At 37.4% G+C, this 18,061-nt stretch carries 16 protein-coding genes; 10 read left to right on the forward strand and 6 right to left on the reverse strand.

Annotated elements, in window-relative coordinates; genetic code table 11:
- Positions 1-19: 19 nt before the first annotated feature.
- Complete coding sequence (nrfA, locus tag AC2IP4_RS05280) at positions 20-1,459, reverse strand: ammonia-forming nitrite reductase cytochrome c552 subunit (protein WP_375322637.1); 1,440 nt, start codon at positions 1,457-1,459, stop codon at positions 20-22.
- Between the two features lie 490 nt (positions 1,460-1,949).
- On the opposite strand from nrfA, the gene nrfB reads away from it, so the two are divergent.
- The 6 genes from nrfB to nrfF all read left to right on the forward strand — a co-directional run bounded on the left by nrfB (position 1,950) and on the right by nrfF (position 7,152).
- A complete protein-coding gene (gene nrfB / locus AC2IP4_RS05285) occupies positions 1,950-2,543 on the forward strand; it encodes a cytochrome c nitrite reductase pentaheme subunit (RefSeq protein ID WP_486310630.1) in 594 nt (197 codons plus the stop codon).
- Between the two features lies 1 nt (position 2,544).
- The gene (gene nrfC, locus AC2IP4_RS05290) at positions 2,545-3,231 is read left to right on the forward strand and encodes a cytochrome c nitrite reductase Fe-S protein (protein ID WP_017023609.1); all 687 of its coding nucleotides are present in this window, start codon (positions 2,545-2,547) and stop codon (positions 3,229-3,231) included.
- A 1-nt stretch (position 3,232) separates the two neighbouring features.
- Positions 3,233-4,189 carry a cytochrome c nitrite reductase subunit NrfD gene (gene nrfD / locus AC2IP4_RS05295; RefSeq protein WP_375322635.1) on the forward strand — a complete coding sequence of 319 codons (957 nt, stop codon included), beginning with the start codon at positions 3,233-3,235 and terminating at the stop codon, positions 4,187-4,189.
- A 97-nt stretch (positions 4,190-4,286) separates the two neighbouring features.
- Positions 4,287-6,173, forward strand: a complete 1,887-nt coding sequence (locus AC2IP4_RS05300; RefSeq protein WP_375322634.1) for a heme lyase CcmF/NrfE family subunit — start codon at positions 4,287-4,289, stop codon at positions 6,171-6,173.
- Complete coding sequence (locus AC2IP4_RS05305; RefSeq protein ID WP_105054962.1) at positions 6,170-6,697, forward strand: DsbE family thiol:disulfide interchange protein; 528 nt, start codon at positions 6,170-6,172, stop codon at positions 6,695-6,697. The genes AC2IP4_RS05300 and AC2IP4_RS05305 overlap by 4 nt, the downstream gene beginning before the upstream one ends.
- Complete coding sequence (gene nrfF, locus AC2IP4_RS05310; RefSeq protein ID WP_375322633.1) at positions 6,697-7,152, forward strand: heme lyase NrfEFG subunit NrfF; 456 nt, start codon at positions 6,697-6,699, stop codon at positions 7,150-7,152. Before AC2IP4_RS05305 ends, nrfF begins: the two co-directional genes overlap by 1 nt.
- A gap of 2 nt (positions 7,153-7,154) precedes the next feature.
- Here the strand turns inward: nrfF and cuyB are convergent, their stop codons facing one another.
- Positions 7,155-7,868 (reverse strand): cysteate racemase, encoded by a 714-nt coding sequence (gene cuyB, locus AC2IP4_RS05315; protein WP_486306567.1) that lies wholly within the window; start codon positions 7,866-7,868, stop codon positions 7,155-7,157.
- Between the two features lie 364 nt (positions 7,869-8,232).
- Between cuyB and AC2IP4_RS05320 the strand changes: the two genes are divergently transcribed.
- Positions 8,233-9,114, forward strand: coding sequence for a LysR substrate-binding domain-containing protein (locus AC2IP4_RS05320; protein WP_375322631.1), 882 nt, complete (start codon positions 8,233-8,235; stop codon positions 9,112-9,114).
- Here AC2IP4_RS05320 and AC2IP4_RS05325 read toward each other — a convergent pair.
- On the reverse strand, positions 9,111-9,842 hold the full coding sequence (locus AC2IP4_RS05325) for a phosphatase PAP2 family protein (RefSeq protein ID WP_375322630.1): 732 nt from the start codon (positions 9,840-9,842) through the stop codon (positions 9,111-9,113). The two genes, AC2IP4_RS05320 and AC2IP4_RS05325, sit on opposite strands and share 4 nt — an antisense overlap.
- A 341-nt stretch (positions 9,843-10,183) precedes the next feature.
- Here AC2IP4_RS05325 and AC2IP4_RS05330 point away from each other — a divergent pair, with 341 nt between their 5' ends.
- The 3 genes from AC2IP4_RS05330 (at position 10,184) to AC2IP4_RS05340 (ending at position 13,567) form a co-directional block, all read left to right on the forward strand.
- A complete protein-coding gene (locus tag AC2IP4_RS05330; RefSeq protein ID WP_375322801.1) occupies positions 10,184-11,509 on the forward strand; it encodes an outer membrane protein transport protein in 1,326 nt (441 codons plus the stop codon).
- Between the two features lie 115 nt (positions 11,510-11,624).
- Entirely contained in the window at positions 11,625-12,110 is a 486-nt protein-coding gene (locus AC2IP4_RS05335) for a GNAT family N-acetyltransferase (protein WP_375322800.1), read from the forward strand.
- Positions 12,107-13,567 (forward strand): bifunctional NUDIX hydrolase/phosphatase PAP2 family protein, encoded by a 1,461-nt coding sequence (locus AC2IP4_RS05340; protein WP_486306566.1) that lies wholly within the window; start codon positions 12,107-12,109, stop codon positions 13,565-13,567. Before AC2IP4_RS05335 ends, AC2IP4_RS05340 begins: the two co-directional genes overlap by 4 nt.
- Before the next feature lie 176 nt (positions 13,568-13,743).
- Here the strand turns inward: AC2IP4_RS05340 and AC2IP4_RS05345 are convergent, their stop codons facing one another.
- The 3 genes from AC2IP4_RS05345 to AC2IP4_RS05355 form a co-directional block, all read right to left on the reverse strand.
- Positions 13,744-14,346 (reverse strand): riboflavin synthase, encoded by a 603-nt coding sequence (locus tag AC2IP4_RS05345; RefSeq protein WP_375322628.1) that lies wholly within the window; start codon positions 14,344-14,346, stop codon positions 13,744-13,746.
- Between the two features lie 431 nt (positions 14,347-14,777).
- Positions 14,778-15,653: a mechanosensitive ion channel family protein gene (locus tag AC2IP4_RS05350; RefSeq protein ID WP_375322627.1), complete on the reverse strand. Its 876-nt coding sequence runs from the start codon at positions 15,651-15,653 to the stop codon at positions 14,778-14,780.
- Between the two features lies 1 nt (position 15,654).
- Positions 15,655-18,027 (reverse strand): ATP-binding protein, encoded by a 2,373-nt coding sequence (locus AC2IP4_RS05355; RefSeq protein ID WP_375322626.1) that lies wholly within the window; start codon positions 18,025-18,027, stop codon positions 15,655-15,657.
- Between the last annotated feature and the right edge of the window lie 34 nt (positions 18,028-18,061).

Genomic DNA, 18,061 nt, shown 5'->3' on the forward strand with positions numbered 1-18,061 from the left:
GTTAATTAGATTTATTTAATTACTCTATTGGAGCGTAATCTTTAGACTCGCGTTCTTTCGCTTCATGTTCCCATTTCGGAACGACAGTTTCTAAGAAGTGTTTTTTCTCAGCTTCCATGCCTTCCATATCCATACCCAATGCTTTTTGTGCAGCTGCTTTAGTTGAAATGTCAGGAATAGCCACTGGCTCCGTGATGCCTTTTTTCGCTAACAGACGAATTAGTTTAGTTCGAGCATCTGCGGCTTTATCCACAGCAGTACCTAATACTTCTAGCGCAATTTCAGGTGCATGCATATGGATACCATGCGAAGCTATCGCGTAGTCCCAACGCCATTGAGCGTGACGGATATCTAACAAGATTGGTTCCATCTCTGTTTTGGTTGCGCCTGCATCCCATGCTGCACCAGCTTCAAAATGGGCCGCTACGATTTGACGCTCAGCGGTTAACTTCATTTTTAAAACTTGAGCTTTACGGCTTGCAACTACGCCTTGTAGCATTTCTTTTGATTGCGTGTGACAGTTCGCACAGGTATCTTCAAAGCGATCAAATGGGTTACCCACTTTGTGGTCGGTATAAATCGTGCCATCTTCATTCGTTACTTTTGGCATATGACAGTCAACACAAGTTACCTTGTTTTTTCCGTGGATGCCGTCACGCCATGTTTCATAGCCAGGATGTTGAGCTTTTAACATAGGGGCTTTAGAAACTTTATGAGTCCAATCGCTAAAGCCAATTTCGTCGTAGTATTCTTCCATTTCATCAACGCTCGTGCCTTTATCCCAAGGGAATTTAACCGCTTTGGTTTTCCCTGTGAAATAGTACTCAACGTGACATTGACCACAGACTGATGCTTGTTGATCTAAACGAGATTGGTCACCAAAAGGTTTACCAATCGCATCCATTGCACGTTCAACATGAGGTTTAGTAATCGCTAAAGCGGGTTCGCCATTTTTAAACTCTTCGCTACGGGTATCGTGGCAATCGGCACAACCAATAGGGTTTTGGATTTCACTTCCAAGACGAGCCCATTTGCCAGAGAAGTAGCCGTCTTCGCCTTTTTCTTCGATCACTCGACCCACATCAGGGCTTTTACAGCTCCAACATGCCATTGGCATTGGGCCTGAATTGGCATCTGTAGGGCCTGCGGTACGTAATGTTTCACGAACATCATCTATAGCGTAAAAATGTCCACGGGCTTTATTGTAGTCTTTAGCAAAGCCATAACCTGCCCACATGATCACCATGTTTGGATCTTCAGCTAAGGCATCTTCAATTTGTACGCTGTCAGAGGTTGCTCGCCAAGATTTATATTGCTCAGCATGTTCTTTTGAATACGCTTCGTTACGAGGGTCAACTCGCTCAGTTTTTTCAGAGGCAGCAAAGCTGTGGCTACTCAGTAATAACGTAGTCACCATGGCAATTGCAGCGGCTGAACGACGGGTCCATTGCTTTTTCACAGTAGATATCTCCAATATTCTTGTTATGAATTAGCCAAGCGTTGTGAGAGCGACTATCAATCAGAATTGGAAACATAATGAGTATATCGTAGATAAGAGGTGGTCATTTTTTCATCGGAGGTTGCATTGATTTACATCAAGTTACATAAGTGATCTATATCACCAATAAATACTTATACCTCTAAAGTGTTAATTTAAATCCATCTTATTAATAATGGTTCTTATTTACTTTAAATAACAGGGAGATACTGCTGTCTGCGCTATATCACAAAAGTGGTAGATAGATGTATTTTATAAGATACACTTTGTATTATTTCGATACATTTATATATAAACTGTCTCTGTTAAGCGTTGTGGCTAACTATCCAATGAGAATTGATTTCAATGAAGAGCTTATTTCTTCATCAATACAATAACTCATCCACTTTATTTTATGTGTCGATCTTTAATGGATTTGACGGAAATAAAGTAGGAAAGGGAAGGATATAACATGGGCAAAGTTAATTTAGCCATAGCCACAATGTTGAAGCTACTCTTCGCATTTTGTCTCTATGGTTTGTCTCTCAATGTTGCAGCAGATGAATCGTCCAAAATAGAGGCTAACTCATCAACTCGACATGAAGTGACGTTAATTCGTGACCGAGATTACGCATGTACTCAATGTCATAAAGATGAAAAAGAGACACTTAAAGGTTCACACGGTGAAGAGTCATTTGCGACTCTTAAACGTGATGTGAATTGTGTAGAGTGTCATAAATCAATTGGGCCAGTTCACCGAGAAGGCGCGCCTCAAGTAACGAAATATTCTGCAGCACAATCAAAGCAAGGCACGGAAAAAGTGACCCTCTCATTTGATGAAATTTTACAAGCTAATAGCCAATGTACTGATTGTCATACCTCAGAAAGATTACGTGATGATAGCTGGACGCATGACGTTCACGCCAAAAACTTAACCTGCTCATCTTGTCATATTGTGCATGGAGAAAAAGAAGCGGTACTTTCTTTTGACCATTCATCAAAGATAAAGATGTGTGTTGATTGCCACGCTGATTTTAATCAGAAAGAAAATAAGCTAGGAGAATAGTATGAGTTGTTCTAGACGAAATTTTTTAGCGGGTTCAGGTGCGGTGATCTTTACTACTGGAGTGGCAACTACCTCATTAATCAGCAGCAAAAAAACGCTAGCTTATTCGATGGAAGACGGCGCAAAACGCTATGGTATGGTGCATGATGAGACGGCCTGTATTGGTTGTACTGCCTGTACTGAAGCGTGCCGAGAAGTGAACAGTGTGCCAGAAGGCGTTTCTCGCTTAGAGATTATCCGTAGTGAACCTCGTGGTGAGTTTCCTGATGTCGATTATCGCTTTACTCGTAAATCATGCCAACATTGTGAGAATGCACCGTGTGTCATGGTGTGTCCGACAGGCGCTGCTTATAAAGATGAAGCAACCGGTATTGTTGATGTCCATAATGAGAAATGCGTAGGCTGTGGTTATTGTTTAGCGGCGTGTCCTTATCAAGTTCGTTTCTTTAACCCGGTTACCAAATCAGCAGATAAATGTGATTTTTGTCGTGAGACGAATTTAGCTCAAGGCAAACAACCTGCGTGTGTTGAATCGTGTCCAACAAAAGCACTGATCTTTGGTGACTTAAACGATAAAAACAGTGAGATTAATGCGGTATTAAGCAATAGCGTATTTTATCGAGACAAAGTGGATCTAGGCACTAAGCCTAAGTTATTTAAGATCCCAAACCAAAAAGGGGAGATTTAAGATGAGTGCATGGGAAGCTGCGTTTAATTTTGACTCCTTAGTTTGGGATTGGATCATTGCGATCTATCTTTTCTTAGCAGGCATGTCTGCGGGTGCCGTTATGATTTCAATTTATTTGAAACGTAAAGTCATCGAAGGAGATCCTGCTCATAATGGCATCATTAAAGCCATGGCAATTCTGGCACCATTTGGCATTATTGTTGGTTTGTTAATTCTGGTATTCCATCTAACTAAACCGTTAGCGTTCTGGAAAATCATGATTTACTTCAACCCAACATCGGTAATGTCGATGGGGGTTATCTTATTCCAAGTGTATATGGTTGTTTTGTTTGCTTGGATAGGGATAATTTTTAGAAAAGAAATCATGGGGTTCTTAAAAGGGAAGTTTGGTTTTATTGATACGATCTTGTTGAAGATAGAACAGTTTGAGAATGCATTAGAAATCGTGTTAGCGGTGTTAGCTATTATGCTTGCTGCTTATACTGGTTTCTTGTTATCAGCATTACAAACTTATCCAATGTTAAATAACCCAGTACTGCCGATTTTATTCTTGTTCTCAAGTTTATCTTCAGGTGCTGCGGCGTGTTTATTGTTTGGTATTTTAGGTTTTGGTGAATCGAGCGCAAGTTCTTCGGTGACGTGGATTCATAATTTTGAACGTCCAGTCGTACTGTTCGAATTATTTGTTTTAGTCACGTTCTTTACTGGATTAATCTTCAGCGGAGGCCAAGGTGAAGTTGCCGCTTGGGCTGCGATTGGTGGTGGATTTTGGGGCACTTGGTTCTGGGTTGGCGTTATTGGTTTGGGTATGATTGCGCCATTGGTTCTTAACGCTTTTGCACCAAAAGAAATGACACATGGCAAAGGCTTTATTTTTGTTGTTACGTCACTAAGTTTACTTGGTGTATTAATGCTGCGAACTTTTGTTCTCTATGCAGGGCAAATGACCGTCGTATAAAGTGTAATGCTATATCAGTGCTGCCTTGTTTATCAGGGTAATACAGATATGGCGTTTCATCATTATTAAATAATTTATTGAAAATCAATGGAGCAGTATGATTGCTGAAATCGGTCAGTTTTGGTTAATAGCAACGATGATATTATCATTTGTCGCTATGGGCTCGGTTGGATATGGTCTTATTAAAAGTAACGAACAATGGTCAATAGCTATTTTTCCTCTTTCTTTACTGAGCTGTTTGTTTTGTATTCTTTCGGTTTCTGCGCTTGGTTATGGTTTTTATATCGATGATTTTTCGATCCGATACATTGCTGAGCATTCAAATTCAGCGTTGCCTGTCTTTTTTAAAATTGCCGCTATTTGGGGAGGCCACGAAGGCTCATTATTGTTCTGGGTATTAACCTTAACGTTGTGGGCAGGGCTTATAACGTTAAATAGAAAACGGATTGAACAGGCTTATGTCGTTCGTGTTTTATTGGTGTTAAATACACTGATTGTGATTTTTTCCACTTTTACTCTTTTCGCTTCAAATCCATTTATTATCTATCTAAATACGCCATTAGAAGGCCGAGATCTGAATCCAATGTTGCAAGATATTGGATTGATATTTCACCCACCATTGTTGTATTTAGGTTATGTCGGTTTTGCCGCAACGTTTGCTTTTGCGCTTGCTGCATTAATGATGAAAGACGTACCTCGGTATTGGGTTAAACATGCAAGGTATTGGACACTACTGGCTTGGTCCTTATTGACGGTCGGGATCAGTTTAGGCTCGTGGTGGGCATATTATGAACTTGGTTGGGGTGGATGGTGGTTTTGGGACCCGGTTGAAAATGCGTCGTTACTTCCTTGGTTAACTGCTACGGGATTGCTGCATACTTTAATTGCGAGCGATAAGAAAAACCAACTAGTAAAAACGTCTATAATCCTATCGTTAGTGACGTTTTGTTTAAGTATTTTAGGGACGTTTGTTGTTCGCTCTGGGGTACTGACTTCTGTTCATGCATTTGCTGTGGACCCAACGCGTGGGATCATTCTGCTTCTGATTTTGTTTGTGGTTATGTTGGTCTCTTTGTCTTTGTATACTTTAAAAAGTAGGCAGTTAAATAGCCAACCTATTCGCTATTTTATCAGTCGTGATTTTCTGTTTTTATTATTAGCGGGTTTATTTTCAATCGCAACAATCACGGTATTACTTGGCACCTTCTATCCTATGATTTTCCAAATTCTAGGGTTAGGAAATATCTCTGTTGGTGCGCCATATTTTAATCTGTTATTTGTGCCAATGGCGATTGTTGCTTTGTTCATGATGGCGGTGTCGGTTTTTGTTCGTTGGGAGGGAAAGACGACAATTGCGAATACCAAGATGATCATTATTTCAAGCTTAGCTTCGGTTGCGGTGGGGTTGGGAATATATCGTTTTCAATATGAAAATATAGCGCTTATTCCTAGTTTGGTTTGGGTACTGGCTTTGTCGGTAATCATGGGATCGGTGTGGTCACTGAAGCAATCTAAAGGCAAAGCGATAGGAATGGTTATTGCCCATATTGGTATTGCGATAGTGATGATAGGTGCGGCGATGAACAGTGAGCACTCTTTTGAGCGTAGTGCGAAAATGGAACCGGGTGTTACTGCAAAATTAGCTGATTATGAGATTAGTTATGTAGAAACTGATCTGTTGGTTGCTTCGAACTATACCGCAGAGCAAGCTAATTTAGTGATCCGTGAAAATGGTAAAGAAATAGCCATGGTTCAGCCGCAACGTCGTCATTACCAAGTGCGAGTGATGAACATGAGTGAGCCTGCGATGCATTGGTTTTGGCATGGGGATATATACATGACGTTAGGTGAAAAATTAAAAGACGGCAGTTTCGCATTACGTTTACAATATAAAGCATATGTTCGATGGATTTGGTTTGGTTCTATTTTAATGGCGCTAGGCGGGATATTGGCAATGATAAAGCGAAAGAGTAGTAATAAATGAAGCCAGCAATAAAAATAGGATTGGCGATTGGAATATGCACAATAATTTTTAGTGTGCTATTTACAGGGTTAGAAACTAAAAAATCGAGCACATCGACGGCGATGGTGGGAGAGTTCGTACCGGCTTTTGAATTACCAGAAGTCATGGATACGTCGATATTATTAAATGAGTCTTTATTTCAACAACAGCCACTAACATTGTTAAACGTTTGGGCTGCGTGGTGTGGTATTTGTAAAACTGAACATCAGTTTTTACATCAGTTAAAAGAACAGGGCATAACCATCATTGGTTTAGACTATCGAGATGATCGCATTGCCGCTAAACAAGTGTTAGAGCAGACAGGTTCACCATATCAAGCGGTGATTTTTGATCCAAGAGGATCATTGGCAATGGATTTAGGCGTTTTTGGTACGCCAACCACTTTTTTAATTGATCAGAACGGAGTGATATTACACCGTTTTACTGGTGCTTTAGATGAGAAAAAATGGCAACGTGAATTTGCTGATTTCTTTAAGGATAAATAATGAATAAATGGGCGAAAGTATTGCTATCAGTCGTTCTATTATTCAGCTCTGTATCAGTCCTCGCTAATCCTGATAATGGTTCAAGCCTGTTTGTTGGGGCAGATAAAGAGGTTATAGAAAGTGTTGAGCTGTTTGAATTTAATTCACCTGAAGAGCAGAAACGTTCCATCAATTTAGCGAAACAGCTGCGTTGCCCTCAATGTCAGAATCAAAACTTAGTAGAGTCAAACTCTCCAATAGCAAAAGATCTTCGCTTAGAGGTCTATCAGAAAATAAAAGCAGGAAAGACAGATGAAGAGGTCGTGAGTTTCATGACTCATCGTTTTGGTGATTTTGTTTTATATGAACCGCCATTAAATGCGAAAACCTATGTGCTTTGGCTATTGCCGCTATTGTTGCTTATTGGTTTTGGCATTATGGCGGTTAAATCAGTGAAGAAGAGTCGTAAAGAGTAAACTCAGCTTGCTAATGCAGCTGGTTCAGTTTCATAAGACCATTCAACACAGTATTTTGCTAATATTTCTAGTGAGTCTAAGCACTGGGTTGGTGATGTCATATTTTGTTCAGCTAATGCCACTGGAATTTCAGTACAACCAAAAATAACTGCTTCTGCACCTTGGGCTAGCATATTCTCAAACACAGGTAACATCATCGTTTTCCCTTTCTCAACATTGCCAGTTTTTACTTCGTAAATACCTGCCATTACTGCTTGTTGTTGTAAATCGTCAGTTTCAATCACATCAATATTATATTGGTTGAGCTTTTGTTGGTACATTCTGGCTTTCATGGTTGCGGTTGTTGCTAATAATCCAACGGTTTTATGTTTTCGTATTTGAGTTTCTTGTACAACACTATCAATGATACTAATAGTATGGACATGACTAGTCGCGCTTAACTGTGGATACCAATAATGTGCAGTATTACACGGGATAACAATACATTCTGCGCCAGACTTTTCTAACTGGTCAAAACTGTGTTTTAGTTCTGGGTAAGGATCTGTACCGTGTCCCATTATAAATGCGGTTCTATCTGGGATCTGCGGAACACTACTTACCACCATTGGAATGTGTTCTTGGTCATTATGTGCTGGTGTTTGAGTGATTATTTTCATCATAAACTCAACCGTTGCCAATGGCCCCATACCACCTAAAATACCTAATTTTTTATTCATAATATTATTCCTTCAATACGTGTATTTATGAGAGTTAAAGAACGATAGGAGCAAGTAAGAAACCAAACCCAATGGCGACAACCATACTTTAAGCTTGTTTGAATAAATCATGTCAGTCGTTATAGTTTTTGTTAAATGCTAAGAATTATAGGTGTATGTCAAATCGGCATAGTCAAAATAACTAAAATCTGATCAGAGTCTCAGTATGTGCGTTTTTTGTTTGTTTTCTATTTATTTAATGGTGATTTATTTTAATTATGTGTTGTTTATTAGAGTTATCCAGCATAAAAATAATTTGATTATCGTGATAATGCATTTTAAGAATAGTGATATTTGTCCCTTTAAAGGGGCGTGAGAAAATGGCATGAATGTAGAAAGTAAATGGTTGGAAGATTTTTTAGTATTGGCAAAAGTGCGTAACTTTTCTCAAGCGGCGGCATTAAGGAATGTAACTCAACCAGCGTTTAGTCGACGTATTCGTTTATTAGAAGATACCGTGGGTGCTGAATTGATTGATCGAAAAAGCAAACCTATTGAGTTAACTCCCAGTGGTAAATTATTTCGTATCACGGCACGAACATTGATTAATCAAATGATGACAGGCATTAGTCAAATATCAGATTTGTCTAGACTTGGCGGTAATGTTGTTCAAATGGCAGCGGCGCACTCATTAGCAACCAGTTTAATTCCTGAAATTCAAAATGCATTACCAGAAAGTGGCTACAAGCCGATATTAAGTGTTGAGGCGATTGATGTTGATCAGGCGATCAAGGAGTTGAGAGAGGGGGCATGTGATATTTTACTCGCGTTTGACGATGAGGTTTTAAGGTTGCCACCTTATCAATCTCAATTGCTTTCTAAAACAGAATTATTACCAGTTAGTGCGTGTAATGAGCAAGGTATAGCGATATTTAGTTTTGACAGTAGTGAGCCTGTACCGTGGTTAGCTTATAGCTCAACATCGTATATGGGAAGGCAAGTTGAAACGGTGAGGGAGCAAGTACAATTGAACCCAATATTCTCATCATCAATGACGGATATGTTGAAGCAGTTAGTGTTGAACTGTAAAGGGGTCGCTTGGCTTCCTGCTTATAGTATTACTCAAGAATTAAAACAAAAAAAAGTCGCAATTATTGGTAACCAATCATTGCGACTTCCAATTGAATACTATGCATACCGTTATCAAGCGAGATTGCATCCCGCTGGTGAAAAAGTGTGGAGTATTCTTTGTGATATTGAGTTTTAATTATCAGCTATTGGTTCTTTATCAAAGCTAATAGTTGGAACACAAAGAATTAGAATGGAAGCACTGACCATTGAAGCAATAAGGTCAGTTGGCCAGTGCATACCAAGCCATATACGGCTGAAGCCAACCCCCACGCCCCAAGTAATGACGATAGCTGTTAAAATATAATGTTTATGACGTAATAAAAAACCACCCCAGAACAAGACACAAATGGCAGCAAATATAGTATGTCCAGATGGGAACGAATAGTTTGTTCCCTCTTTCCATTGTTCGATACGAGCGGAGCTAACGATTTTATCTGATTGATTTATAATAATTTCTTTATTATTTTCACTTAATGCATAGAAATTATCTGTGCTATCAATTAAATCGACTTGAACTAATGCTTGGGTATAAGGGCGAGGTATTTCTGTAATTGCTTTAACGCCAATTTTTAGCATTAAACTTAATACTAAAAGAATGGCAAACTGCACATATAAAGCGCATAGCTTCTTTATTGATAGTCGCTTGATAATAGGAATACTACAGAATATCGCTGAAGTTAGAAGAAACATAGGAGAGCCAGCAGAGCGACTTAACCAGCTCACTGCGCTACTTCCGATGTTGGATAAAGGATCAAATAAATTAGGTGTTGGCACAATTAAAAGTACGATCAACATACTTAAAATAAAAAGAAAGAAAACGGCTAATTCATAGATGCGGTATTTTGGTAAAAAAGAAAATAACATAATAATTCATTTAATAAAATTAAGTAGAGGTAGTGTACTTTATTTGAGCGATTGATAGTCAAAATAAAGTAAGGAAAATAAGCACAGTATAGAGCTATAACTCTAATGTGTAACAAAAAGCTTCAACAAGCATAACTTTTATTTTTACAAATATTCTCATTTATATTAACCATTGTCAGGGCGCTTTTAAATGTTCGTCAAAAAAACACTGGTCAGATTTCTGACGTAAATGCATACCCATACACTCGGCGCATTATAAAAATCGAACCAAGATAATAAGACATTCTTTTAGTCAAAGAGTTCGAACCTTTTCACTGCCATTAGCGGATATGAAGTAAATGATGAACACACCTTTTTCTCGCACACTGTTAGCAACAAGTACATTATTAGTTAGCGCAACTTCTTTGGCTGCTGGTTTTCAAGTCAATGAACACTCAGCGACAGGTTTAGGCCGAGCATTCGCAGGGGAAGCGGTTATTGCAGACAATGCTTCAGTATTAAGTCGAAATGCGGCTGCAATGATGATGTTTGATAAAGATGCCTTTTCTATGGGGATGACAGTTGTGAAACCTGACGTATCTGTAAAAAATGGCACTTATTATAAACCAAATGGAAGTTTAACTGTTGATAAAGGAATGAATTATATCCCTGGGTCTGGCTCTATAACTTCTGAAGCTGTAGCTCTTGATGATGTAGATGGCATCGCACCTACTGCAGTTGTTCCAAATTTTTATTATATACACCCTATTAATGAGAAGTTTGCGGTTGGTGTTGCAGCGTATTCAAATTTTGGTACAGGGACTGAATTTGAGTCAGATTATGCAGCGCCTATTTTTGGTGGAACAACTAAAGTTCAAAGTATGAACTTAGGGTTAAGTTTAGCGTATCGCGTTAATGAACATTTAAGTTTTGGTGGTGGCATTGATGTTATTTATGGTATGGGGGACCTATACCGAGACGTTGATGGAACTGTTAATGTAAAGATGCAAACACCATTGGGTGATGTTGATTTGATCAATCAAGGTATTAAAACAACAGCTGTTGATATCCAAGCAACCGGTGTCGGTCTTGGCGCTAATATTGGTATGGTGTATGAAGTTAATGACGGAAATCGTTTTGGCTTTAGCTATAAATACAGCCCAGAAATAGAGGCGAAAGGTGATGTTTCTTTTATGAAGCAAAGTTATGATGCCGTATATTTGCCCTTGCCAGATATTGCTGAGTTTTCAGGTTTTCATATGATTACAAATAAAACCGCTATTCATTATAGTATTCAATGGGTTGGATGGTCAGCGTTTGATAGTATTGAAACAGAAAGTGTGACAGTGAAAGAATATAATTGGAAAAATTCTTACCATTATTCAGTTGGTGCGACCCATTATTTAAATAATAAATGGACATTACGTACTGGTTATATGTATGACCAAACTCCAGTAGATGAATTAACGTCTATTTCAATTCCTGATTCTGATCGTCAATGGTTCTCTGCTGGCTTTACATACAATTGGAGTTCAAATACAGCATTGGATTTTGGTGTTACCTACCTATTAGGTAAAGATGTGGAAGTTCATGAGTTTATTGATGAAGCACTTCCAGCGCCATCGGTTACAGCAACCACTCACGCTGATGCTGTTTTAGCGGCTATACAATTAAGCCATTCTTTTTGATTTGATTCATAAAACTGATAAGTCGCTCAATGAATATAGACTCTAATAGTATAGAGTCTTTTTTTTGCTTATAAAAAATGGTTTAATTGCGGTTCATTTTTCGTTTGGTATCAACATGGAACCTGTTATTCGTCGAGCAAGCGAGCTTGACCTCTTCCGCTTAAACTTAATGATGTATCAGTTACATGATGAACATCATCAACAGTGCCCAGAGTTATTTAAAACTGCGTCTGAAATTCAAGAAGAAAAAAGCATATCTCAGTATTTGGATGACCCTCAATGTATGGTATATGTTGCAGAATTAAATGGTGAAGTAATTGGCTTTGTGACAGGACATTTTTGTGAATTAATTTCGACTGTTAGCAAACCTGTGACAATGGCTACTATTGATGAGTTATATGTTGAGATAAAAGCAAGACGTGAAGGTATCGCTGAAAAGTTGATGGTGCGTATTGAACAAGAATTAAAAGATTATGGTGTAAAAGAGATATTTGTTGAGGTCTGGGACTTTAATCAATCGGCTTTGAATTTTTATCATCAACAAGGTTTAAATGAGCATATTCATTATTTACGTAAATCGATTAAAGAGAGTGGTGCATGAATAAGTTTTTAGCTTGTTTCTTATTCTTATCGACTTTTTTTTCATTACCAACTTTAGCTAATGAACTCTCTTTATCTAAAGGTGCGGTTTGTGTTGTTGATGATGGTTTTAGAGTTGTTCTTATTGAGGAGCTTGTTACCGGGAAATTATCATTACCTGGTGGTGGAATAGATCAGGGGGAAACTTTACAGCAAGCTGCTGAGCGTGAAACATGGGAAGAAACAGGTCTTATTGTTACGGCAAAGGAGGTACTTCATCAAGATGAAAGAGCTACTATTTTCCGTTGCGTCAGTGAGTCCGATATTATTGCTTTTGATTTCCAAACAGCGGATGGCTTTTTCCGAATTCCATCTTGGTTTGCCCCTCATTATGGAATAGAAACTGAAGCGGTATATTTAACAGAACCTTATAAAATAAAACCGAGTAACTATCGTTATCCTGAGCAATTAGATCAACTTAAACGATGGTTCGCAAAACCATTAGATAATGACAATAAAGTTATTTGGATTACTAATTTAGTTGATCAAGCTTCAGGTATTCATCAGTATGAATTGAAGCTACTGATGTCATTGCGTGAGAGTATTAATGCGCTACCTTCTATTATTAACGTGACTGTTAAAGTTTTTTTTACATTTATAAATGAAACTGGGCAAGAAGCCTTCTTTTATTTTTTAGTTGTTGTCGCTTTAGTTTATTTTGGAAGAGAGTCTGCGTTAACATTATTGTTCAGTATTGTCTTTTCGATAGTATTGAGTGAGTTAGCAAGGCAAGGATTGAATTTACCCCGACCGTTTGTTTATGTTCCACAATTGCAATTAACTTCAGCAAATGGATTTGGAATGCCTAGTATGCAATCTATGCTTTCTACTGTTGTTTATGGAACTTTTTATCTTGCTTTGAAGAGAAATAAAGTTGAAGCTTCGACACTTAAGCTCTTTGTTCAAGTGTGTGTGCCTTTATTTATCATGCAATCTATTGCGCATGTATGGTTAGGCGTACATTTCTTGAGTGATGTTATTGTTGGGGTTTTGTTAGGTATGATGGTTGTTTACCATTTTTCAAGTATACAAAAGAAGCATGGAGATTTATTGTATCGAGTAATGGGAAGTATTTCATTTTGGTTATTAATGGCGATTATCACTAGTGGTATAGCGTTTATTATGTTCCATATGAATTATTTGTATGTTGCAGCGTTATGTTGGGGAACAACCCTTGCGCTTGTATTGAAGAAAGAGCAGGCTATATTAAATACAACAAAAGGTCGTTTGATTGCGTTTTGTTCTATTATTACGTTGATGTTGGTGTTCCGTTTTGGTACTTACGAGCTGTTAGCCGCTCTTCCTTCTAGGAGTATTCTTGTGCTGACAATAAAAACTATCGCGAATTTTATGCTTATGTTTGTGATCATAATTTTTTCAGCATGGTTATCAAAAAAATTGAAGATTCAAAAGAAGTAATACCAATTCCAGTAATTATCTGTTCATTCTTACTGGTTAAATCACTTAAAAATTAGTATTGTAGAATAACTACTTATAAGAATTTTTGCCTTATTTTTAAGCGATTTTTCTGCGTAAAAATAGATCATTTAATTAATTGTATTGGTATTAGAAAAACTTTTCGGTACAGTCTGATTTTACCAATTACCTGCAATATCTGGAATTTCAATATTCACCTTGCTTCCTTTTTTGTACCACCTCATATCTGTTTCTAGGAGTAAATTAATGCAAAAGCGATTATTTTCAATAGCATCAATAACTAAGTAAACACCATCAACACCGATATATTTTTTTTCGACTAGAAACTCCGTTAAGTGTTCAGGAGCTTCAATCCATATTTGACGATTATTTTCTTTTTCTATAAATTCAACGATATCTGCGACACCGGTGACAATACCAGATAATGAACGACCTCCAGTCATATCTCCAAATTTAAAGGATTTCTCTATATTAACTTTATCCCCTACCTTTAATTGACCTAAGGTGGTTAGTTCTAGTGCATCATTTATATCAAAACGTACGATACTTTTATCAGTGTGAACCACTGTAAGACGAACTCCGTTAATTGCTATTAATTCTCCTGAAGTCACTCCCTCTAATATATCTTTTGGAAAAATGATATCGTGGCTTTGGAGATCAGCATCTATGGGTAACAAAGAAACACCATGAAGGCTTTGAAATTTAGCTCCTTTATCTATATTTTCAACTGTACCGACTCCTTGAACATTACCTTTAAACATAAAGAATACCTTTTATTTAAGTAAGAGAGAAATATTTGTTATGAATCAGTTATTCAATGTTGGGTTTGCTCGATTCATGACAATGGACTCTATATAATAGTGAATTAAAATTTTAACTACACATATATAATTGATATTAATTCGTTTATTTATAACGAATTTAATTATTGTCAATGATTTTATTACAAATTTAGCTACATTATTACTGTAAATTATTGCAGGATGCTTACTAATACCAATTCAGATAAGTAGTTATTTAGATAATTACTGGAATTGGTATTATGACACAGCTATAATCGATTTTAGCAAGCAAGAATGACCAAATATTTATGTGGATTGCTATAATGTTGTTTTCTAATTTTAAAACCATTAGTGTTAATAATTAATTTATTAATAGGACATGAGCGGATTTAATCTGGTCATTGAGGTTTTTATTTATTTTTAATAGAGATTGTAGGTGGGAAAATATCAGATTTTCTAAATTCTTGCATTACTCGTAATGTAATGTCGGTTTCAAATAACTTTTCAAATTTAATATCAACAACATAAGCTTTACAAGTAAGCTGAATGGCTAAGTAATTGTCGGTAATACTTTGTTTAACCAAAACGACAACCGGCTTAGGTAGATGAATATAACGACTTGATGACGCCGCTTCTTGGATAATATCACGAGCGGTATTTATATCTTGATCCATGCCGATATAAAACGGAATGACAACCTGCATGTCTAAAGCACCATAATTTCCACTCATTGCCACTTCATTTAAGAATTTGTTGTTTGGGATGGTAATGATATCGTCAGTAAGTGTTTGCATACGAACAGAACGTAAACCAATGGCAATGATATCGCCATAGTGCCCTTCAAAAGTGACTCGGTCACCAACTTGAAAAGGACGATCAATCATAATGGTTAAACCAGCAATAAAAGAAGCGGTAAGATCTTTAAGCGCAAAACCGACAGATACCGCTAGAGTACCCCCAATTAACGCTAGTACTCTTTCATCTACACGGAAGCTGAGCATGAATACTGTCATCCCCGTAGACATATAAATAAAGAATTGGAAAAAAGATTGCAGTTTTTGCATTAACATTCGGCGTTGAGCAAATTGACTACTGATCCCATCAACAATTGACTGAGTAAATCGAAGTAATAACCAAGCAATAAAGACAATGATGAATGAAAACGCGACACCGCTCCATCGGATCAAACTTGCGAACTGGTGCAGGTTATCAATTGATTGAGCATCTTCCGCTAATGCGGTATGTCCAAAGCTGAATGCAATAAAAAAGACAAATAATCGAAGCATATTATTTCACCAATAAGTGTTGACGATGAAGAACGTTAGTAATGTGACGGAACCAGTGATCTGAAATTCGTGCTTTGCTGTCATTCCACTCAATGTAACCGCGGCTTTGGAAATAACGCAGAGTACTAATTACTTCAGCCATACTTAAACGACTACATTCACTCACATCGGCAGGGGAGGCAATTTCTAATTGCACAATTGAGCGAAGTACAGCCAACATAGGTTTTGGCATTGTTTCAAGATCATCAGAATGAGGCGCTTTAAATAAACGAACAAGAATTTCGTTAGAATCTTTATCACGATGCAGTGAAAGTCTAAAAAATCGTAGTGCAACGGTAGGGTTACCATCAGAATAGTCCCATAATATACGATAGAAACCGTTTTTAGCTCGTTCTTCTTCGGTTAAATTCTCTTCATCCCATTGCCTTGGTAGCACTAAACCATCGAAAGAAATGGAAGGTCGTTGTTCTTCTGTCTCTGTTTTAGGTACTGTTGTAATTCGAGATTCAAGTAATTGACCGATTTGTTTTTCACCCCATTTAGGCATGAAGGTAACTAAATCAAATAATAAGCGTTCACCACGAGCACGGTCAATAAAACGCCAGCTTGATTTTTCGATAGCAAGAACCACTCGGTGGCTTTTACGAGCTCGTCGCAATAAATTCGTTAACTTCATTAAGTCTGATAAGCCATTAACTTTTGGTTTTACCAAGCGCTGTGCATTATCAAACGCAATTAAATAACATTCATCACTGTTTCTTAAGTGTTGAAGAATCTCTCTTTCTGTTGATTCGCTATCCAAACCTAATTGAGCTGAAAGCTCAGGAAGTAGGGCTGAATAACCATCGTATGGGCAGTTAATGTAAATTGGCTGAGCATTCTTTACTTTAGTTAAAATACGATTAAGTAACGTTGTGGTACCAACGCCTCTCTCTCCAGAAAGAACACATACCGCTGGGCTTTCAGTTAATAAATAGCGAGAAAGAGCAGTCATTTCATCTTTCGCATAAGTCTCGATTAAAGGGGAGTCTTCTGCTCCTGGTGCGATGTAGTCAAACGCTGTTGCTCCTTTAATGCGGACTAAATTAGATAGCTCTCGTGAGACTTCAGTTTGTTTTGCAACTTCAATTCGAAATAAATACGCTAAGGCATGACTGAACGCTGCATATTGAGATAAAACACTAATGATGCTGTGTTGAATTGCTCTCCAAGATAGCCAAATAGCTCCGCAGCCAGTTGCTGCAATTGAGATTAAAAAAGTATGCTGATTACGGACTGCCCACTGAATTGATACAGGTAATGGTTCAATCTGATAGATACGCTCAAAAATAGTCGTTTTCCACTGTTTTAGCGTATAAATAGTGAGAAGAACAAAGAATAAATAAACTAATGAATTAATCCAAGCGTATATCGTACCTTCACCAAGAGTTCTTGATGAAATTTGTAGAATAACACCCGCAACAATTGCTCCCCATACGTAGTGGCGTATGGTCGCCAATCGCAAAGCAGTGACGTCTTTTTTATTATGCTTACTATTACGATAAGTAAATTCAAGGATAAAGCTTACGGCAATAGAACCACCTAATATCCACCAAGTAAAGATTTCAAGAAAAATTAAGTGTTGCAAGCTTGGAAGCGTTGACACAATACGTAATGTCACAGTAATTAGCAGTAGCCAAGCAATTGCTTTGTGTGCACGAGTAAGATACCAAATGCTTCTAATGAACATGTTTGGTTTAGTTGAGCCTTCTAATCTTGACGTTTTAAAGTCATTAATTAAACGAGCAGAGTTTCTCATCCACCAACTGAAAATAAAAAATACACACAGTACTTTAAATATGACACTGATTATTGGAACTGGAGATATTTGTAAATCGTGCAGTAAACTCTTAAAACTACGGATTTGATAATGTAAATAATACTCAATATTTAGTTTAGTAATAGAGAGTTCAGAATAAAATTGTGTGACGCCATATGGTCCAAAACCAGTGAGTTGCTCTCTAGTGGTTTGATCCGTTAATTTTAGAAGCTGTTGTTTGCTCAAATTTAAAGAGTTTAGCGATTGATGATTACTTTCTACGACTAACCAGTGAGCTTCATTGCTATCATTTCGGTAATTAATTAATGCATTTTTAAGGCTTTCAGAGTGTTTTTTTTGTTCGATAATCGTCGAGGACAACAAACGTTTTACTTGAGAGTAATCATTATTAGAAAAAAAATGTTGTTCTGGAAGCGATCTAATATCCGTGTCAATTTTTTTGGCTTGCGGTGTGATTTCTATTGGTTGCTCATCAGAAAGCCCCCAACTGGCATAAGTCAATTGAGGTAAAATGAATAGAACGGTAAACAAAAGGTAATGAGAAAGTTTTTTCATATAGACCAAGAAAATGAATAGTATTAATAATACC

It is taken from the genome of Aliivibrio thorii (genome assembly GCF_057368585.1).